This window comes from Microbulbifer mixtoriginis (SeqCode) (assembly GCF_052467235.1).
Genome location: NZ_CP174305.1, coordinates 3,585,412 through 3,601,938, shown reverse-complemented (window position 1 = coordinate 3,601,938; position 16,527 = coordinate 3,585,412). Strand labels below are relative to the sequence as shown.

The 16,527-nt window shown below is 48.3% G+C and carries 19 protein-coding genes; 9 read left to right on the top strand and 10 right to left on the bottom strand.

The genetic code is table 11. The features are described 5' to 3' along the window. Positions 1 to 17: 17 nt before the first annotated feature. Positions 18 to 803, bottom strand: a complete 786-nt coding sequence (locus ACJJIO_RS15720; protein WP_252085065.1) for an SDR family NAD(P)-dependent oxidoreductase — start codon at positions 801 to 803, stop codon at positions 18 to 20. A gap of 430 nt (positions 804 to 1,233) precedes the next feature. Between ACJJIO_RS15720 and ACJJIO_RS15715 the strand changes: the two genes are divergently transcribed. The 5 genes from ACJJIO_RS15715 (at position 1,234) to ACJJIO_RS15695 (ending at position 3,713) form a co-directional block, all read left to right on the top strand. Further along, positions 1,234 to 1,740, top strand: a complete 507-nt coding sequence (locus ACJJIO_RS15715) for a DoxX family protein (RefSeq protein ID WP_444909024.1) — start codon at positions 1,234 to 1,236, stop codon at positions 1,738 to 1,740. A 95-nt stretch (positions 1,741 to 1,835) separates the two neighbouring features. Beyond that, positions 1,836 to 2,711, top strand: coding sequence for an SMP-30/gluconolactonase/LRE family protein (locus ACJJIO_RS15710; protein ID WP_444909023.1), 876 nt, complete (start codon positions 1,836 to 1,838; stop codon positions 2,709 to 2,711). Beyond that, on the top strand, positions 2,711 to 3,172 hold the full coding sequence (locus ACJJIO_RS15705) for a cupin domain-containing protein (RefSeq protein ID WP_444909022.1): 462 nt from the start codon (positions 2,711 to 2,713) through the stop codon (positions 3,170 to 3,172). Before ACJJIO_RS15710 ends, ACJJIO_RS15705 begins: the two co-directional genes overlap by 1 nt. A 36-nt stretch (positions 3,173 to 3,208) precedes the next feature. Next, positions 3,209 to 3,382, top strand: a complete 174-nt coding sequence (locus tag ACJJIO_RS15700) for a hypothetical protein (protein ID WP_444909021.1) — start codon at positions 3,209 to 3,211, stop codon at positions 3,380 to 3,382. A 139-nt stretch (positions 3,383 to 3,521) separates the two neighbouring features. Next, positions 3,522 to 3,713, top strand: a complete 192-nt coding sequence (locus ACJJIO_RS15695) for a hypothetical protein (RefSeq protein ID WP_444909020.1) — start codon at positions 3,522 to 3,524, stop codon at positions 3,711 to 3,713. 392 nt (positions 3,714 to 4,105) lie between these two features. Here ACJJIO_RS15695 and ACJJIO_RS15690 read toward each other — a convergent pair whose 3' ends face one another. Both ACJJIO_RS15690 and ACJJIO_RS15685 read right to left on the bottom strand, forming a co-directional pair. Continuing rightward, on the bottom strand, positions 4,106 to 4,750 hold the full coding sequence (locus ACJJIO_RS15690) for a hypothetical protein (RefSeq protein ID WP_444909019.1): 645 nt from the start codon (positions 4,748 to 4,750) through the stop codon (positions 4,106 to 4,108). A gap of 244 nt (positions 4,751 to 4,994) precedes the next feature. Then, positions 4,995 to 5,366: a nuclear transport factor 2 family protein gene (locus ACJJIO_RS15685; RefSeq protein WP_444904156.1), complete on the bottom strand. Its 372-nt coding sequence runs from the start codon at positions 5,364 to 5,366 to the stop codon at positions 4,995 to 4,997. A gap of 114 nt (positions 5,367 to 5,480) precedes the next feature. Between ACJJIO_RS15685 and ACJJIO_RS15680 the strand changes: the two genes are divergently transcribed. After that, entirely contained in the window at positions 5,481 to 6,359 is an 879-nt protein-coding gene (locus ACJJIO_RS15680) for a LysR family transcriptional regulator (protein WP_444909018.1), read from the top strand. A 108-nt stretch (positions 6,360 to 6,467) separates the two neighbouring features. Here the strand turns inward: ACJJIO_RS15680 and ACJJIO_RS15675 are convergent, their stop codons facing one another. Next, on the bottom strand, positions 6,468 to 7,508 hold the full coding sequence (locus ACJJIO_RS15675) for a helix-turn-helix transcriptional regulator (protein ID WP_444909017.1): 1,041 nt from the start codon (positions 7,506 to 7,508) through the stop codon (positions 6,468 to 6,470). Positions 7,509 to 7,720: 212 nt separating this feature from the next. Between ACJJIO_RS15675 and ACJJIO_RS15670 the strand changes: the two genes are divergently transcribed. Then, the gene (locus ACJJIO_RS15670) at positions 7,721 to 8,056 is read left to right on the top strand and encodes a nuclear transport factor 2 family protein (RefSeq protein WP_444909016.1); all 336 of its coding nucleotides are present in this window, start codon (positions 7,721 to 7,723) and stop codon (positions 8,054 to 8,056) included. 233 nt (positions 8,057 to 8,289) lie between these two features. Here ACJJIO_RS15670 and ACJJIO_RS15665 read toward each other — a convergent pair whose 3' ends face one another. The 3 genes from ACJJIO_RS15665 to ACJJIO_RS15655 form a co-directional block, all read right to left on the bottom strand. Next, positions 8,290 to 8,901, bottom strand: a complete 612-nt coding sequence (locus tag ACJJIO_RS15665; protein WP_252085055.1) for an NUDIX hydrolase — start codon at positions 8,899 to 8,901, stop codon at positions 8,290 to 8,292. 110 nt (positions 8,902 to 9,011) lie between these two features. Next, the gene (locus tag ACJJIO_RS15660; protein WP_444909015.1) at positions 9,012 to 12,176 is read right to left on the bottom strand and encodes an efflux RND transporter permease subunit; all 3,165 of its coding nucleotides are present in this window, start codon (positions 12,174 to 12,176) and stop codon (positions 9,012 to 9,014) included. A 32-nt stretch (positions 12,177 to 12,208) separates the two neighbouring features. Further along, entirely contained in the window at positions 12,209 to 13,519 is a 1,311-nt protein-coding gene (locus ACJJIO_RS15655; RefSeq protein ID WP_444885690.1) for an efflux RND transporter periplasmic adaptor subunit, read from the bottom strand. Between the two features lie 102 nt (positions 13,520 to 13,621). Between ACJJIO_RS15655 and ACJJIO_RS15650 the strand changes: the two genes are divergently transcribed. Together ACJJIO_RS15650 and ACJJIO_RS15645 are read left to right on the top strand one after the other, a co-directional pair. After that, a complete protein-coding gene (locus ACJJIO_RS15650; protein ID WP_252085052.1) occupies positions 13,622 to 14,161 on the top strand; it encodes an NUDIX hydrolase in 540 nt (179 codons plus the stop codon). A 102-nt stretch (positions 14,162 to 14,263) separates the two neighbouring features. Beyond that, positions 14,264 to 14,791 (top strand): hypothetical protein, encoded by a 528-nt coding sequence (locus ACJJIO_RS15645; protein WP_444888363.1) that lies wholly within the window; start codon positions 14,264 to 14,266, stop codon positions 14,789 to 14,791. Positions 14,792 to 14,834: 43 nt separating this feature from the next. On the opposite strand, the gene ACJJIO_RS15640 is transcribed toward ACJJIO_RS15645, so the two are convergent. The 3 genes from ACJJIO_RS15640 to ACJJIO_RS15630 form a co-directional block, all read right to left on the bottom strand. Beyond that, positions 14,835 to 15,164: a YqfO family protein gene (locus ACJJIO_RS15640; protein ID WP_444885692.1), complete on the bottom strand. Its 330-nt coding sequence runs from the start codon at positions 15,162 to 15,164 to the stop codon at positions 14,835 to 14,837. A 79-nt stretch (positions 15,165 to 15,243) separates the two neighbouring features. After that, entirely contained in the window at positions 15,244 to 16,098 is an 855-nt protein-coding gene (gene trxA / locus ACJJIO_RS15635; protein ID WP_252085049.1) for a thioredoxin, read from the bottom strand. Between the two features lie 39 nt (positions 16,099 to 16,137). After that, complete coding sequence (locus ACJJIO_RS15630) at positions 16,138 to 16,518, bottom strand: MmcQ/YjbR family DNA-binding protein (RefSeq protein ID WP_444888362.1); 381 nt, start codon at positions 16,516 to 16,518, stop codon at positions 16,138 to 16,140. Between the last annotated feature and the right edge of the window lie 9 nt (positions 16,519 to 16,527).

The window sequence follows — 16,527 nt, the reverse complement described above, 5'->3', positions numbered from 1 at the left end:
AAGTTGAGCAGCAAATCTCAAACCTTGGCTACCAAGCCTCCATCCACATTAATCGTTTCCGCCGTGATAAAGCGAGAGTCATCTGACGCCAAAAACACAGCAGCATTAGCAACATCGAGCGGGTATCCTGGCCCCTTCAGCATCTGCGCGGGCTCTAAGAAGTTAGTAAAGACATGCTTGCCCTCTGGAGAGGTAACCGCCTCGGTCAGTATCTGCCCAGGCCGCAAGCAATTGGCTCTGATATTGTGACGTGCGCCAATTCCGGCAATATAACGAGTAAAGGCTTCCACCCCTGCTTTCGAGGCATAGTAAGAAGCTGATGGCAGGAAACTAACCTGCTCCAATTGCGTATCGGTTGGCGCACTCTGCGCAGCAAGCGAAGACACATTAATAATGGCACCACCCCCTGCGCCAATCAGGTAGGGCCAAACCGCTTTACACATCAGAAAACAGCCAGTCAGGTTGACTTTAAAAACCTCCTCCCACTCCTGTAAGCCCTCGTAGGGAAACATATTCGGCGCACCCGTCCCTGCACCGTAAAACAGGATATTGATTGCCCCATAGCAACTGATTGTCTCCATCACTGCTTGACTGACTAACTTGTTATCGGTGACATCGCAGGGGATATAAGTAGCTTCTCCGCCGGAAGAACGAATGGACTGCTCGACCTTTCGCCCCTCCAAAGCGCGGCGCGCCAAAATAGCCACCTTGGCGCCCTCCTCCGCAAAGCGATGAGTAGTCCCATCACCGATACCTTCATTACCGCCAACAACAATGGCGACTTTGTTGCTTAGTTTTCCCATAGTCGGCACTGCCAAAGTCGATAATTACTGTATTGATGAAGAGAGTACTTATAGTTAAGGAGTCCCTGAAAAATTCCGTAATACATTTGTGGACCCCCAAGGCTGTAGAGGTTAGACAAAACTCCTGGCCAATGGCCTTTGCAAGAGCTGAAACCCAGCAGTTGCAACCTTCAACATCAGCCTTCTAGCTTTCAAAGCAGCCTAAAGAATTATGAAGGAATTCCTTAATTTTAGGTTAGCTATATAAAAGCCTAGTATCACCGTGCGATATGCCAACCAACAAATCGGCCAAAGAATATTTTCATGCCTCCATAAAGAACATATGAAAGACATGTAAATATACGACCGCAAGAAAACTAAGCCTCGTTAAAAGTGTGATTTCAGTAAAATAGATTAGATGCCATGGACAGAAATCAAAAGAGAAAGCTCAATGCAAAAATTAATGGAAAAGCCTTATCGCAACCCCGCCGATTTACAACTAGCGCTGATACGGATTTATATTGGGCTTAACTTTACTCACCATTTTGCTGAAAAATTCGGACTTCTAGGCGCCAAGACTTACGAAGAAGTCGTTCAATATTTCACAGCTATAGGTTTCTCCAGCATCATGGTAGTTATATCTGGGCTTTGCGCATTTGCCGCATTTATTGGTTTCACTTTTGGCCTATTCACTCGTTTCGCAGCAATAGGAACGTCACTTTATTTGCTCATCGCCTTGTTTTCAGGGCGTCACTATCTCGCCGGCTTCTCCTGGGCTAACCATACTAGCGGCATTGTTATTAATGGTGTAGAGCAAACCGTTTATGGTGGATGGGAATACCCCTTATTTTGGTCATTTATCTGCCTATCGTTCGTGTTAACGGGTGGTAGAAAGTGGTCCTTAGATGCACATTTAAGAAAATCCAGCTCTGCTATTATTAGATTTTTAAGCCAGTGAGTTACTGCGAAGAAAAAATTATCGGTTTTAAAAATCACAAGCGTCTAGGCGATAAGTATCTTTAGCACTGAACAACAAAATCAAAGGGTAAATCTATGCAATATAGCCTTCACCCACTAGTTGAAACCGATGCACATGAAGGCCTCGTATGGGTCGATTGGCAAAAGAGATTATATTTCACCTCCAAACCTTCAAGTGATTATCGAACTCCATCGGCCATTCGTTATTTTGATTTTAAAGACAGGTCTATACATACGGTAATTGAGCGAAGCAATATGGCTAATGGTATGTGCCTGACAGCTGATAAAAATCACCTGCTAGTGGCTGAACAGGGATTCCATGATAGTCCTGGATGTATTAGCCGCATAAATTTAAATAGCTTTTGCCGAGAGATTATTGTTGACAACTTCAAAGGACTACCCTTTAACTCACCTAACAAGATAGTTCAAGCAGACTCCCACTTTTTCTTTACCGACCCCGATTATGGTTACTACCAGGGGTTTAAACCACAAAGCGAATTGCCCACCGGCCTATACTCCTATGATGCACAAGCATCGCAATTATTTTGCCTGGGCGACGAATTTATTGTTCCTCACGGGCTTGCACTCTCCCGCAATCAAGAAACTTTGTTTCTAGTTGATAACTGCAGTATCACAAAAGAAAAGCCTTTTTACGACCCCAACCATGAACAAATTATATTCACCCTCCAGCTCAGCTGTGGGTCAAGCAATGTTCAAACAGAAACAATCATCAAAATACCCCCACAGGGTTTTATCGATGGAATAATTATTGGAGAGAACAAACAGCTAGTATTTACCTGCTTAAATAAGTTGATGACCTGTTCAGCACAAGGAGAAAACTTGCAGTGCCTCTACGAAAGTTCTGAGGATATTAACTTTGTAAACATAGCAATGGCAGAAGGAAGGCTATACGCCACTTCAGATAATGCCATTTACTATCTTGAAGCTTAATGAAAAACATGAAAACAAACCATGAAACCCAGCAAAAGTACTACCACCTTTGGACTGACAAAAGTCATATTTCCAGGACAACAGAGCACTATTTAACGGGCTTTAGATTAATCCAATATTCCAACCCCAATCCAGAATATCACTACAAAGATTTGCCAGAGGTAATAAACAGTGAGTTTGCCATCTTACCTCCCAGCTGGGAAAGTGATTTTCACCCAACACCCAGTCCACAATGGGTCATTACCTTATCCGGCCGATGGAGAACAACAACAAAAGATGGGGTTTGTGTAACCTACCAACCAGGTGATGTGCACTTTGGTGGAGATTTACCGTTGAAGGGAGTGCCGTTAAATCAACAGGGTCACAAAGCGCTTAATCCATCCTCCAAAGAATCGACAAAGGTACTGATACTTTCTGTCAACACCCCTCTTTCAATTCCTGAAAGCCAGTTCTGCCCCTAAATACCATAGCTATAGTGAAAGAACATATAAATTATTATGGAGGATGAGAATATTATTTTTGAACAGCTGGCAATTTTCGATTTGCTGTCAAAGTTTATTCTCACTATAGATAATCAAGACGCCAAGGTCTGTGCCTCGCTATTTACCGAAAATGGTCGCTTTGAAAACGGTAGTTTGATGATTAAAGGGCGGCAAAAACTTTATGAATAGCTGCTTGTCCACAGCCGTTTGGGTACCCGACATATCACGTCTTCATATCTTTATGTTGTTTCTCTCGATAGGGCGACCGATAAGAGAAAATCAACCATAGTAGTTTTTTGCAGCAACTCGCGCGGGTTATTGCGTGGTAATGGCGGGCCAGTATGACGATGAACTTGTGAAGGTTAATGGTGATCGGCTATTCCTGCGCCGAAGTGCCATCGCTTCTGGTTTACCTGAAGATCCAGAATTTTCATTACTCAATGCAGATCAGCAAACTGCACATGTAATAAAACCCTTATTAGATGCATGGCAGCAACTGGGCGAACCCATCAGGCATTGATGACACCAATTGTCGAAGCCCCTATGACAGCTACACGAGCACTAGCCATACTGAAAGAATATGGAAAATCAAAAAGAAAACAATGATTCAGCACCTGACCAAAACAGAAATAAGATTTGCTGTATTCTATGTTTGCCTTGTGGAGAGATAATCACTTCAATCAGTATCTATCCAGGCTTAACGCAATTGGCTCTGATATTGCAATCTGCCTAAATTCAGGGAATGTAATAAAAAAGCCTCCCACTCCAGCCTCAGAGGGCTAATCATTGACTAGAAATAGGGCTTCAATTGCACATCCGTCAGTACACTTAGTGCAGCGAGTAGAAACACATTGATGATCTGGCCCCACTCACTACGCTAAGCAACAATGTATCAATAAGGAAATAAAAGAATTAATATGCTTTAGCCCCAGCTCTGGCTATCCATGCCTTACATGCACCACAAGGAGGCCTTCTATCCGATTTCCCTTTGTGCTTATTGGGCTGACGAGCCGCAAAAATACTATTTTTGATAGATTGACTGTTTTCTCCTGATTTACGCCGCTGACTGAATGCCCTTCTCAGGCAGTCTACCTCAGCACAGGTTCGACCAAAGATATATCGGTCTACATCCAGTTCTGCCGGAATAGTGTTCCAAATCGTATTCGGGATATATCCTCGACTGGTTCCATTCCCTGTTGATCCTTCAAACCACTGTTCTAATATACTGTCGTACATAACTGCTACCATACTCGGTGTGTTCGAACCATTTCCGCCACGGTCCCTGGCTAGTGTTCTAACTTTATTGACGGCCTGATTCCCTAAATTTTGGGCAGAGCCAGCCTTCGGTACTGTCTGAATATATTTGACATATTTTTGGCAATGCAACATTGGCCGGCGCTTAGGGGCTATCCCCTTATAGATAGGACCAAACTGACTGATAACATTATGGGCATGGTAATAGGCATGTTCCATCACCGGAGGAGGCAACGGAGAACCGTTTTCAACCACAAAAATACCACACTTATTACACTGGAACTTATGATGATATTCTGGCATCTTGTATATCCTTTACGTTAACCCAATTTAATTAAAAAGTTAAAAACTGCTCTTTTTATTTCTCAAAGAAATCTACGCACCCTTTAATTGAAAAGGCACCTCTTAGTCGAGAATGGATCTGTTTTTGTTACATTAAATATCTATAAAATAACCATCATTAAAACTGGCCAAAAATTCTTGGCCAGCGAGCGTTGGCGATACTGCTAGTTAGCAGCGAAAATCAGAAGTATTTATACTGTTACCTTCAGCTTGGTTCTATAGCTTCAAAGTCATCCTCGCGCAGGCGCATGGTTCCATCCTCTTGCAGGACCCATAGTTCCCGAGTGATAACTCCTTGCGCATTGTTCATCTTCCACTTACTGGTAAGAACTGTTGAGGAACCATCAACTACCTCAATCTCGGTATCCTGATAAGCCACATCAGAGAATCCCTGAGCCACTAGGTTTTGCCAGAAAGCTTTTATCTGCTCCCGACCTAGAAATACACCAAACGGCCTGGCATTCATTTGAGCATTCTGTTCATACATTGAAGCGCAGCCTTCAGCATTCCCTTGATTAAAAAACGACTTCCACTGTTCGCTGGCCACAATAGTTTTCTCAATAAGTATCTTGTTCATATCCGACTCCTCTTGATAAAGGTTTGATCTTTAACTTCCATAAGCATATTGCCCTAACGCACCGCCTGTGATAAATACACATTCAATCAAATTAGTGTTTAGTGAAATTAAACTATGAAACCCACTCTAGAGGATATGCAGATATTTTTAGCCGTAGTTGAGGCCCGCAGCTTTACTGCCGCAGCAGACAAGCTGGTACGTACCAAGTCGGCAATTAGCCAGGCAGTGACTAGATTGGAAGAAGATCTCGGTACAAGGTTGCTTTACCGGAGCACCCGCTCGCTTTCACTGACGGAGACAGGAACCCAATTCTACGCTCACTGTCGCGAGATCCGGGATATCTACAACAACGCCCTGGCCGATTTAAAAAGTAATAACAAAGAACTCTCAGGCACACTGACAATCACAGCTCCCCACGCGCTCTGCGAGCCGGTTATAGTCCCTGCAATTAGACAGCTTAACGAGCAGCACCCACAGCTGGGGGTTCGTTTACTGGCGGATGATGCCCCAATGAATTTGATTGATTCCCAAGTAGACTTGGCAATTCGTGTAGGTAACCTGGATATGCAATCCGCCAAAGTGTCAAAGCTGGGAATACTCCGGGAAAGCCTCTATGCGAGTAGAGGATATATAGAGCAACAGGGAGGAATACCTGACGATCTTACCGAATTACGCAACTGGCAACATATCATCAATGATTGGCAAGGCACCCCGGTGAAATATCAGCTGGGTAGTAAAAAAGAGATTCGAGTTATTCCCAAGATACGCTGCAACTCACTACATGACATTTTACAAATGACAACAATGAGTTTAGGGGTTGCAAGACTACCAGACATTGTTGCAGAAAAATTGGTTAGAGAAGATTCTTTAAGGCATCTAGCCACAGTAGCTTCAACTCCTGTTCACTATATGCACCTTTTTTCTAAAAGGCCTCCGCCAAAGGTTCAACACTTCACCAAGATTTTGAGAAGATTAATGTCATCTTATCACTAGCTTCCGAGTTATCTTCGACTGAGGTGCTATCGAACACAGGTAGGACCTTAGCCTTAGTATCCGATAAAAATTTACAATAAATAAAAAGAAAAAACCCTACAGGCAGGGTCAATTTTCAAGTGCCAGAGTTCTTTCCCGCTCCACAAAAGAGCGCTTTACAAACTCAGAAGCGCTAAGACCCAACTCCTCTTTGAATGCCCGGGAAAACTGGCTGGTGCCGTTAAATCCACAATTGAACGCCACTTGTAAAATACTTGCATTTTTCCCGGCAGCCAATAACTGTGCGGATGCGGCCTCCACCCTGGCACGTCTCACCAAGTTAATATAAGAGGTATTATGAAAACGCAGCGCTCTATGTAAATAGGAGGTTGAGATATCCAATGACGCTGCCAGCTGTGGAGCGGACAAATCCGAGTCACAACAGTGTTTTTGAATCAGCCTGCAAGCCTGTTGAAAAATAGACTTTAAGCGACTCGGAGTTTCCGACTCCGCCTGCAAATTGCCACGACTCTCCTGGATACAGGCAATAATTAATTCGGCTATCGGATTAAAGAGGAAGCTGGAAGAAGCAAAGGTGCACCTCTGTTTGGCCTGGGGAAACAGCAAAAGATAATTGCGTAATAAGAGGCCGGGACCACTGCTACCATCTATGGTCAGAGGACAGTTATCCTTGGGACCTGAACGAAACCCCTCGAGCTTCTCACGGGGAATGCGACACAATAGCGAGCGACTTTCATGAACCAAATCATGAGTAATTGTCTGCGCCAGATCAACCAAGTAGAGTCCACCGGGATTCATCGGGGTAAAATAACTCCCACGCTGTATAGCACCACGGCCAGATAAAAGATATATCAATGTATAATTGGCATAGCCATCACTCAAGTGATTGCTTGCTCGATGGAAAGAATTCCCAGAGAAGCAGGCTCGAGCAAATGAATCTCCCGTTTCAGGATTGGAAGATACTGCAAACTCCCCATAATACGTGCTGTTATGATGAGACTTGAGCAACAATTCACAGCGGTAGGGTAGACCAGCCTCCATCAGCTCCTTCCAGCGGCGCCAGCGTTCATTAACTACAAAATCATCTGTCCTGGCCACCCAGTCAAAAAACGGAGTCTTATCGCGATCTATCGAAACATCAGTCTGCATGACATGCTTATCCTTAAGCTGTCCATTTATGGTATTAAGCAAGAATAATAGATTTTTGAAAGCCTCTTTGTACCCAAAAGTTATTTCGGCGGCATCCTAATTTTTTCTACACCAGGGTACAGGCTGGAGAAGCGGCACCTGTAAATAATCTCCAGAAACACGCCTTAAAAGCTATTTTCATAAATAGTGAAGCGAAATAATCAGTGGGTAAAATGATGAATGAACTACAGCTATTCAGAGACCGATTCGCAATTAGCGACCTACTTGCTCGCTACACTTTAACTATCGATAACCGTGATGCCCGAGGTTGGGCGTCACTTTTTACACTTGGCGGTCGCTTCGAGCATGGCAATCGAGTAATCCGAGGAAGGGAAAAACTAGAGCGCTATGCAGTCATCCACAACAACCTGGGTAGCCGGCATATTACCTGTTCGCCATTACATCATATTTCAGAAGATGGGCAATCTGCCTCAGGCAAAGCAACTACAGTATTTATTTTTAGTGACTCGCTCTGGTTATCGCGTTGCCGTAGCCGCAGAATACCATGATGAATTAGTCAAGGTGGACGGCAGCTGGCTATTTCAATGCCGCCGTGGCGTTATTGCTAAGCTACCGAATGATCCTGATTTTCCCATACTTACTGCGGATCCCAATACTCGTGACCAGTTAAGTCTTTTAGAGGATGCCTGGAAAGACTTGGGTGAACTGATATCAGATTAAAGCTACCAATATAACGAGTATCAAAAAATCCGAATCCGTGAAGTATTCCTCTAGAGCAGGGCTAATTCAATGTACGTAATGGCACATCATCCCTGCGCCCAATAGAAGCGCCCAGTATTCTAACGAGGAACTCGGTTAATACTCCGGCAGTAAAGCCCCAGATTTCATAGTCGCCAAACTGGTAGGCGGGTAGATAAATAGCTTGATTATCGATAGTGATTCGGTCAGTGCGGATACGGGGATCGTCAAGAAAAAACGACAAAGGCACACGAAAAATCGCATCCAGCTCACCAGGGTTGGGCCTGAGATGGGTATCCGGTGAGATTACCCCCACCCAGGGAGTGACATGTACCTGCCAGCGAGTAGTGCGTGGCCACAGAGGGCCGAGCATCCGCACCTGATTCATAGGCAGGTCCACTTCCTCTTGAGCTTCGCGCAGGGCAGTATATTGCAGGGAGGGGTCGGTGGCATCCCAACGCCCGCCCGGTAGGGAAACTTCTCCGGAATGGGTAGATAGTGTATCGGCGCGCTTAGTCAGCACTACATGGGGGTCTGGCTCTTCGGTAAGAGCAATCAACACAGCGGCATGGCCATACAATTCTGGCCCTGTTGGTACGCCAGCCTCCAGCTCTTCTATTTGCTGGGAAATTTTCTTTTCGATAATCGATAACATATCCACTTATCCCGCCTCATACAACAAAGGCTCCCTAACGTTCATCATACCGATTCCCGATGATAACACCGAGCTGTATACCGCAATCTCCATTTGCGGCTCCCAGCCAGTTACTGCCGCTCAGCCGAAGCTGCATCCAGCTGGGACTGGGGCGTATAGCCCCCTTTGAGCTTCTCACGAATCGTCTGCACCAACGCGTAGTACACCGGCACCAGTAAAGTGGCAAACAGGCTGGCTGCGAGCATACCGCCAAACACGACCAACCCCAGGGAAATACGGCTTACGGCACCCGCGCCTGTGGCTACCAGCAACGGTATCACTCCGAGAATAAACGACATAGCCGTCATCAATACTGCCCGGAAACGCAAGCGGGTGGCGGAAATCGCAGACTCGGCAATAGACTTGCCTTTATCCCGTTCCACACAGGCGAACTCAACAATCAAAATTGCGCTTTTTGCCGCCATACCAATTAACAACACCAAACCGATCTGGGTATAGAGATTATTGATAGATCCGGCCAGCCACACCACCAACATGGCACCGCAAATCGCAATAGGCACGCACAAGAGCACCGCAATAGGAATACTCCAGCTCTCATACTGGGCCACCAAAAACAGGTACACAAATATTATGGCCAAACTGAACAGGATGGGAGCCAGATTGCCTGAGGTAACCTCCTGTAAACTGATTCCGGTCCATTCATAGCCGTAGCCTTCCGGCAGCCTGGAGGCCAGCTCCTCCATGGCATCCATGGCCTGACCGCTGGAGTAACCCGGTGCTGGAGCGCCATTAATCGTCACACTGTTATAGAGGTTGTAGCGAGTGATAGTTTGTGGTGCCACAACCGGTTCAATAGTGGAGACCGAGGTAATCGGCACCAGACCACCACTGTTGGCGCGCACATAGAAGCCCGCCAGATTTTGTTCGTCATCGCGAAACTGCGCATCTGCCTGGGCGATCACTCGGAATACTTTGCCATATAAATTAAAGTCGTTTATGTAATATCCGCCCAGAAAAGTCTGCAGTGTCGAATAAACCTCTGGCAACGGCACACCAAGTACGTGCGCTTTTTCTTTATCGATCTTTAATTCCAACTGGGGGGTAGCCGCCTGGAAACTGGTGAAGGCCTGGGAAATTTCCGATCGCTGATTGGCCGCGCCCAGCAGATCAATCATTACTTGTGATAATTCTGTAATACTGCGCCCCTGTAAATCCTCCAACACAAATTCAAACCCTCCCACGGTACCGATACCCGGCAGGGGTGGTATGACAAAAGGCATAATCTGTGCGTTGGGTATCTGCGCCAGTTTTTTCTGAGCCCGCTGCATAATGGCGAACTGGTGATCCTCTTCACTGGTGCGGTCATCCCAGGGTTTTAACACCGCAAACATCATTGCGGTATTAGATGAGACACTGTTGGTAAGCAGGTTATAGCCGGGCACACCCACCACATGGGCCATACCGGGTTCTTCCAATAATATGTCTGTAACCTGATTCACCACCGGGCCAGTGCGCTCCAGGGAGGAACCATCCGGCAATTGCACATGTAGCATAAACGTGCCCTGGTCCTCATCAGGGATAAAGCCAGTGGGGATACTACTAAACAACCAAAAGGCCAGCAGGAAAATACCGATAACGGAGATAATTCCGATTAGCGGAATCTTTACGCAGGCTTTTACCATGCCCACATAAAAATTGGTGGAGCGATGCAGCCCTCGGTTGAAAAAACCAAATACCCCGGTCTCTTTCACTCCGGCAACTTCGCCTTCCTTACCCACTTTTAAAATACTGGCGCAAAGTGCCGGGCTCAGGGTAAGGGCATTAAGGGAGGAAATCGCGACCGACATAGAAATAGTAACCGCAAATTGCTGATACATTTTTCCGGTGATACCCGGCATCAACATGACCGGTACAAACACCGCAAACAACACCAGCGTAGTGGCAATGACCGGCCCAGTAACCTCACGCATAGACTGCAACGCAGCCTCCTTTGGCGTTAGGCCGTCACTCATCAGTCGCTGGGTGTTTTCCACCACAATAATCGCATCATCAACCACTATGCCAATCGCTAGAATCAGCGCAAACAAGGTGATGGTATTAATAGTCATACCAAACGCCAGCATCAATGCAAAAGTGCCCACCAGTGAAACAGGAATGGCAATAGCGGGGATCAGGGTGGAGCGCCAATCCTGTAAAAACAGGAAGACCACCGCGATCACCAAAATCAGGGCAATAAATAGTGTCTGCACCACCTCTTTGATAGAGGCCTGCACAAACAGAGTGGTGTCGTAGAGGATCTCTGCCTTTAGGCCATCTGGAAAACGCTGGGAAAGCTCTTTGACCTTGGCCTTGATGCCGTCAGCCACTTCAATGGCATTGGCTTCCGGCAACTGATAAACACCGATCACTGCCGAAGCCTGGTTATCCAATTGCCCATAGGAGGAATAGGACTCACTGCCTAATTCCACCCGCGCCACATCTTTCACTTTTACCATGGCGCCATCGGGTTTGGCGCGAATAGTAATTTCCTCAAATTCCTTGGAATTCACCAGGCGCCCCTGCACCAGGATGTTGTATTGAAATTGCTGGTCCTTGCGAATGGGTGGCGAGCCAATCTGCCCAGCCGCTACCTGCACATTTTGTGCCCGTACCGCGCTGATAACATCCTCGGTGGTAACGTCCAGGGACGCCATCCTATTCGGGTCCAGCCACAGGCGCATGGCGTAATTGCGCGAGCCAAAAATAACTACGCTGCTCACGCCCAATACGCGCGCCAGCTCATCCTTCAAATAAATTTCTGCGTAATTGGCTAGGAAAAGTTCATCGAATTTCTGCTCAGGAGAAAATAAGTTCACGACCAATAGCAAAGTGGTGCTTTGCTTGGAAACCACCACACCATCGCGCTTTACATCCTCTGGCAATTGCGGCGTGGCCTGCTCCACACGGTTCTGTACATTGACCTGAGCGATATCATCGTCATAACCAGATTTAAACGTTACCGTGAGACTATAAGAGCCATCGTTGCCACTGGTGGAGGACATATAATCCATGCCTTCCACGCCATTCACTTGGGATTCGATGGGCACGGCAACACTATCGCGCACAACTTCAGCACTGGCCCCGGCGTAATTGGCTGCGACGTTTATTGTGGCTGGAGTAATTTCTGGAAATTGCGCCACCGGCAATAATGGCAACGAGAGAATACCCGCAAGAGAGATAAGTATGGAGATGACAAAAGCGAAACGGGGCCGCCGTATGCAAAAGGCACTGATCATAAATTCGCTAAGCCCCCCCCATTTCAGGCGGGCTATTTATAATCATGCTCTTGTCCCTCGTATCGGTGGCGTTCGCCCTCCTCCACACCTTCAGGAAGTTCCATGTCATCGGGGAGCAGTGTCCCCTGCCCGAAGCCTATAGGCTGTTTGGTACTTTGCTTACCTACGGGAGAAGCGCCACCGCTTGCGGGCTCTGCCGGCTTTTCTGATGCGTCGTAGGGGTTCCGCGGCGTGTTTTGAGGGGTCACTGGCTTGCCCGCAACAACCCGCTGCAAACCGTTAACGATGACCGACTCCCCAGCAACCAACCCATGGTTGACCGCCCAAAGCTCCCCCTCCCGCTGCCCCAAAGTGACATAGCGTTTTTCAGCAATATTTTTCTTACCCAGCACAAAGAGGTAACGCCCCTGCATGTCCTCCAGCACTGCAGATTGCGGCACCAGCGGTTTAAGTGCCTCACTGCCTGTATACAAACGGATTGAGACCCGAGCAAATTGTCCTTGCACCAGTAGGCTGCCCGGATTGGGAAAGAGTGCGCGTACCGCTACGGAGCCGGTGTTGGGGTCTATCTGGTTATCGATAAATACAATCCTGCCCTGATAGGGGTAAAAATTGCCATCCGGTAGCTCTATACGCACATCCAGCCTCGTTGGCGGCAACCCCTCCCGGCGGCGGCGCTCGGCATCCACCTGTACGGCATAGAGTTGGTTTTCAGGAACCTCAAACAACACATAGATTGGGTCCATCTTGACGATGGTAGTGAGCGGGTCCGAATCAGGTCCCACCAGGGAACCCTCAGTGAACTGGGTACGACCAATGCGGCCGGTAAGTGGCGCGTAAATCTTTGTGTAGGAGAGGTCTAGGCGAGCACTTTCCACTTTGGCCCGATCTGCATCGACCTGTGACTTGGCCTCTTCAAAAGTGCCCAGTAATTCATCCATCTGCACCTGGCTGATAGCACCTGTAGCGACCAACTTTCGACCACGTCGATAATTGCGCTCAGCGATCCGCAGAGTTGCCTCGGCGCGCTCCAAATTGGCGCTTTGGTTATCCAATTCAGCGATAAATGGGCGCGGATCTATTTCAAATAGCAGGCGCCCTTTCTTAACCGTTTCCCCCTCTCTAAAATCGCGACTCTGGATATAACCTTGCACGCGGGGGCGCACCTTATACTCATCGGTGGCCTCCACCCGGCCGACAAATTCAAAGCGCGGAATCACTGGCTGTTCTCGCACCACCAGCACCTCTACAGGAGGCGGTGGCGGTGCCTTTTGCTTATCGTCTTTGCCGCCACAGGCCGCCAAGGCGATCAGCACAAGCCAAAAAAATAAAATACGCGCCATAGTAAAGCTGGCACCGCCCTATGAACTTCAACACCTTTAACAACTATAGGCGTCAAAAAGCTGGAAGCTGGCGCTGGAATCTTGCATGGGTATACTGACGCCATGAAATTTTGTAGCCAATGCGGCAGTAATGCCGTCACATTTTCCATCCCCCAAGGCGATGACCGCCCTCGCCACCTCTGTGGCAATTGCGGCACCATCCACTACATCAACCCGCGTGTGATTGTCGGTGTTTTACCCTACCTGGAAGACCGGGTCTTACTGTGTAAACGCGCCATTGAGCCACGCCTGGGACTCTGGACCCTGCCCGCCGGCTTTATGGAAAACGGTGAAACCAGTGAAGAAGGTGCTTTGCGCGAGTCCTGGGAAGAAGCACGTGCCAGCATTCGTGTGGACGAGCTTTATTCAATTTATGACATTCCGCATATCAATCAGGTTTACCTGATGTATCGCGGAGAGCTCACCGATACGAATTTTGGCCCCGGGCCGGAGTCACTAGAAGTGTCACTATTTCGCCAGGAAGAAATCCCCTGGGCTGAAATTGCCTTCCCGATCATGCATAAAACTCTCAAGCACTATTTCACCGACACGGAGCAGGGGCAATACCAGCTGCACCGGGGCGTTATTTCGCGGAAGCTATAGTGGTAGCTGCAGCGCGAGCCAAGCTGAAGATAGTGCACTGGAAGAGGACTCTGGGTGGGAGAAGCACTCACCCACCTGGGTACATTTAAAAAGGATGTTCCAATGAAATACGCCTATATGCTTGCGGTACTGTTATTAGTAGGCGTGGGCTTACCCATGTTGATTCCCGGTCCCGATGGCAAACCGATTATGTCTCCCCAAGACTGGCTTCCCGATCAGCAGACTCTGGACACAGTTCGCCAGCAAGGCCAACGCGCCATTCAAGCGGTGAGCGACAGTACTCAGAAATCTGCCGAGCAACTGGAAACCCTGGTGGAATCCAGTGGCCTTTTGCCAGAAGAGCAACATAAACAGACCAGGGAGGTGTTTAGCTGGCGGGACAGTGAGGGCAATTGGCACTTCTCTGATTCGATACCCGAGGGCCTGGATACTCATGTACGTATACATCGGATAAAACCCATCAATACCCTGCCCGCCACACCCAGCAACGATGCTCAGCCACAAGGCCCCCAGGCACAGCTATTGCAGGAGAACCGTGAGGGCGATAGCCGGATTTCACAGATTTTGAAAGAGGTTCAAGCGCTAAAAGAAAACAGTCAGCAGCGCCAGCAGGCACTGGATAACCTTTAAAGCCCTCTCTCGCGAATGGCAGGATACTGTTTATCTCCTGCCACTAGCGAATTTTGCCGCCACAACGCTCATCCAGGCGCCAAAGGTCAAAGGCCGGCTCCTCGTAAGGATGTGCCTGGTAGAGGGCTTCAAGTGCTGCATCCACAGACTCATCGGCACACGCCATCTCAACCCGATATTCCTCTACCTGCTCTATCTGCCCGGACTCACCAATAAACGGCTGACTGCCCGCTAGTGGCCGGAACTGACCGGCACCCAATACCTGCCAGCAACAACTGTCGTAGTCGCCGATTCTGCCGGCTCCGGCGTTAAACAGAGCTTGCTTGACAACTTCCAGATGACTTGAGGGTATATAGATACAGAGCTTATGCATTCTACTGATTCACTATTCAACGGTGTATAAAGTAAAGGGGCCTTCAAGGCCCCTTTACAGTGCAATACGATTGAAACGTCTAGAACATCAACGTCATCAGCTTGCGCTGATATTGGGTGGCGATGGGGTCGCCGGCACCCAAGCTTTTCACCATATCGAGAAATGCCTGCTTGGCCGCGCCATCGGCAAAATTCATATCCTTGCGCAGGATATCCAACAACAGCTCCAGGGCTTCCTCGTGACGATTGGCCTGACTGTACTGTACCGCCAGCTTATAGGCAGAATCATAATCCTGCGGGTTCTGCTCCAGGGCCTTCTGCAGCGCCTGAATCTCGGGGGTATCCGCCGCCTGTTGTTTTAGCTCCAACTGGGCCATCAGGCGCTGGTATTCCGCATCCTGATCCGCCAGCAGAATTTTGCTGAGCACGGTTTCTGCTTCCGCAGCGCGGTTTTGATCGAGCAGCAACGCCGCCAGGTGTTTGGCAATATCCACCCGCTCGGAGGATTCAGCGTAAGCCTGGCGCAGCAACGGCAGGGCTTCATCCACCTTGCCCTCACCAATCAGCGCCTGGGCCTGCTGCAATTTGATGTCCCAGGGTTTGGGCAGATATTTGTCGAGCATTTCACGAATCTGACTTTCCGGCTGCACCCCGGCAAAGCCATCTACCGGCTGCCCCTCTTTGAGCAGCATAACTGTAGGTAAGCTGCGTACCCCCAGCTGGCCGGCGATCATCTGCTCGGTGTCGGCATTCACTTTTGCCAGGAGGAACTGGCCTGCATATTCATTCGCGAGCTTTTCCAAAACCGGCATCAGCTGTTTGCACGGCTCGCACCAATCGGCCCAGAAATCCACCAGAACCGGGCGATTCATGGATTCTTCAATGAGTACCTGCTGGGCGTTTTCTGCCGTTACATCGACAATAAAATCGTTCACAAACTCTCCTGAGTAATGTCTTGCTAATCTGCTGAGGTTCTAGCGGTAGAGGGTATCCATGCCATAAGCCAGCTCAAGGGATTGCCGCTCAATTTTACGCAGCCCCTTAACCACCAGGCCATAGGAGCGATCCGCCATCCGCTCAATTTCATAATCCGGCACTGTGCCATCGAGCAATACAGTATTCCAGTGCTTCTTGTTCATATGGTAACCCGGCAGCACGCCAGGGAAGATATCCCGCAGGGCCTGAGCCTCGTCGGGATCACACTTTAAATTGGTCGCATCTACCTCGCGATAACGGCTGAGAGTCGCGAACATACGCCCCTTAATCTTGTACACCGCAACATCGGGACCAAAGGGGAAGTCCTCAATCGCCTCTGGTCGCGCAAGTAAATAACTCCGCAGTTCCGCCTTGTGCATTGTTAGCGC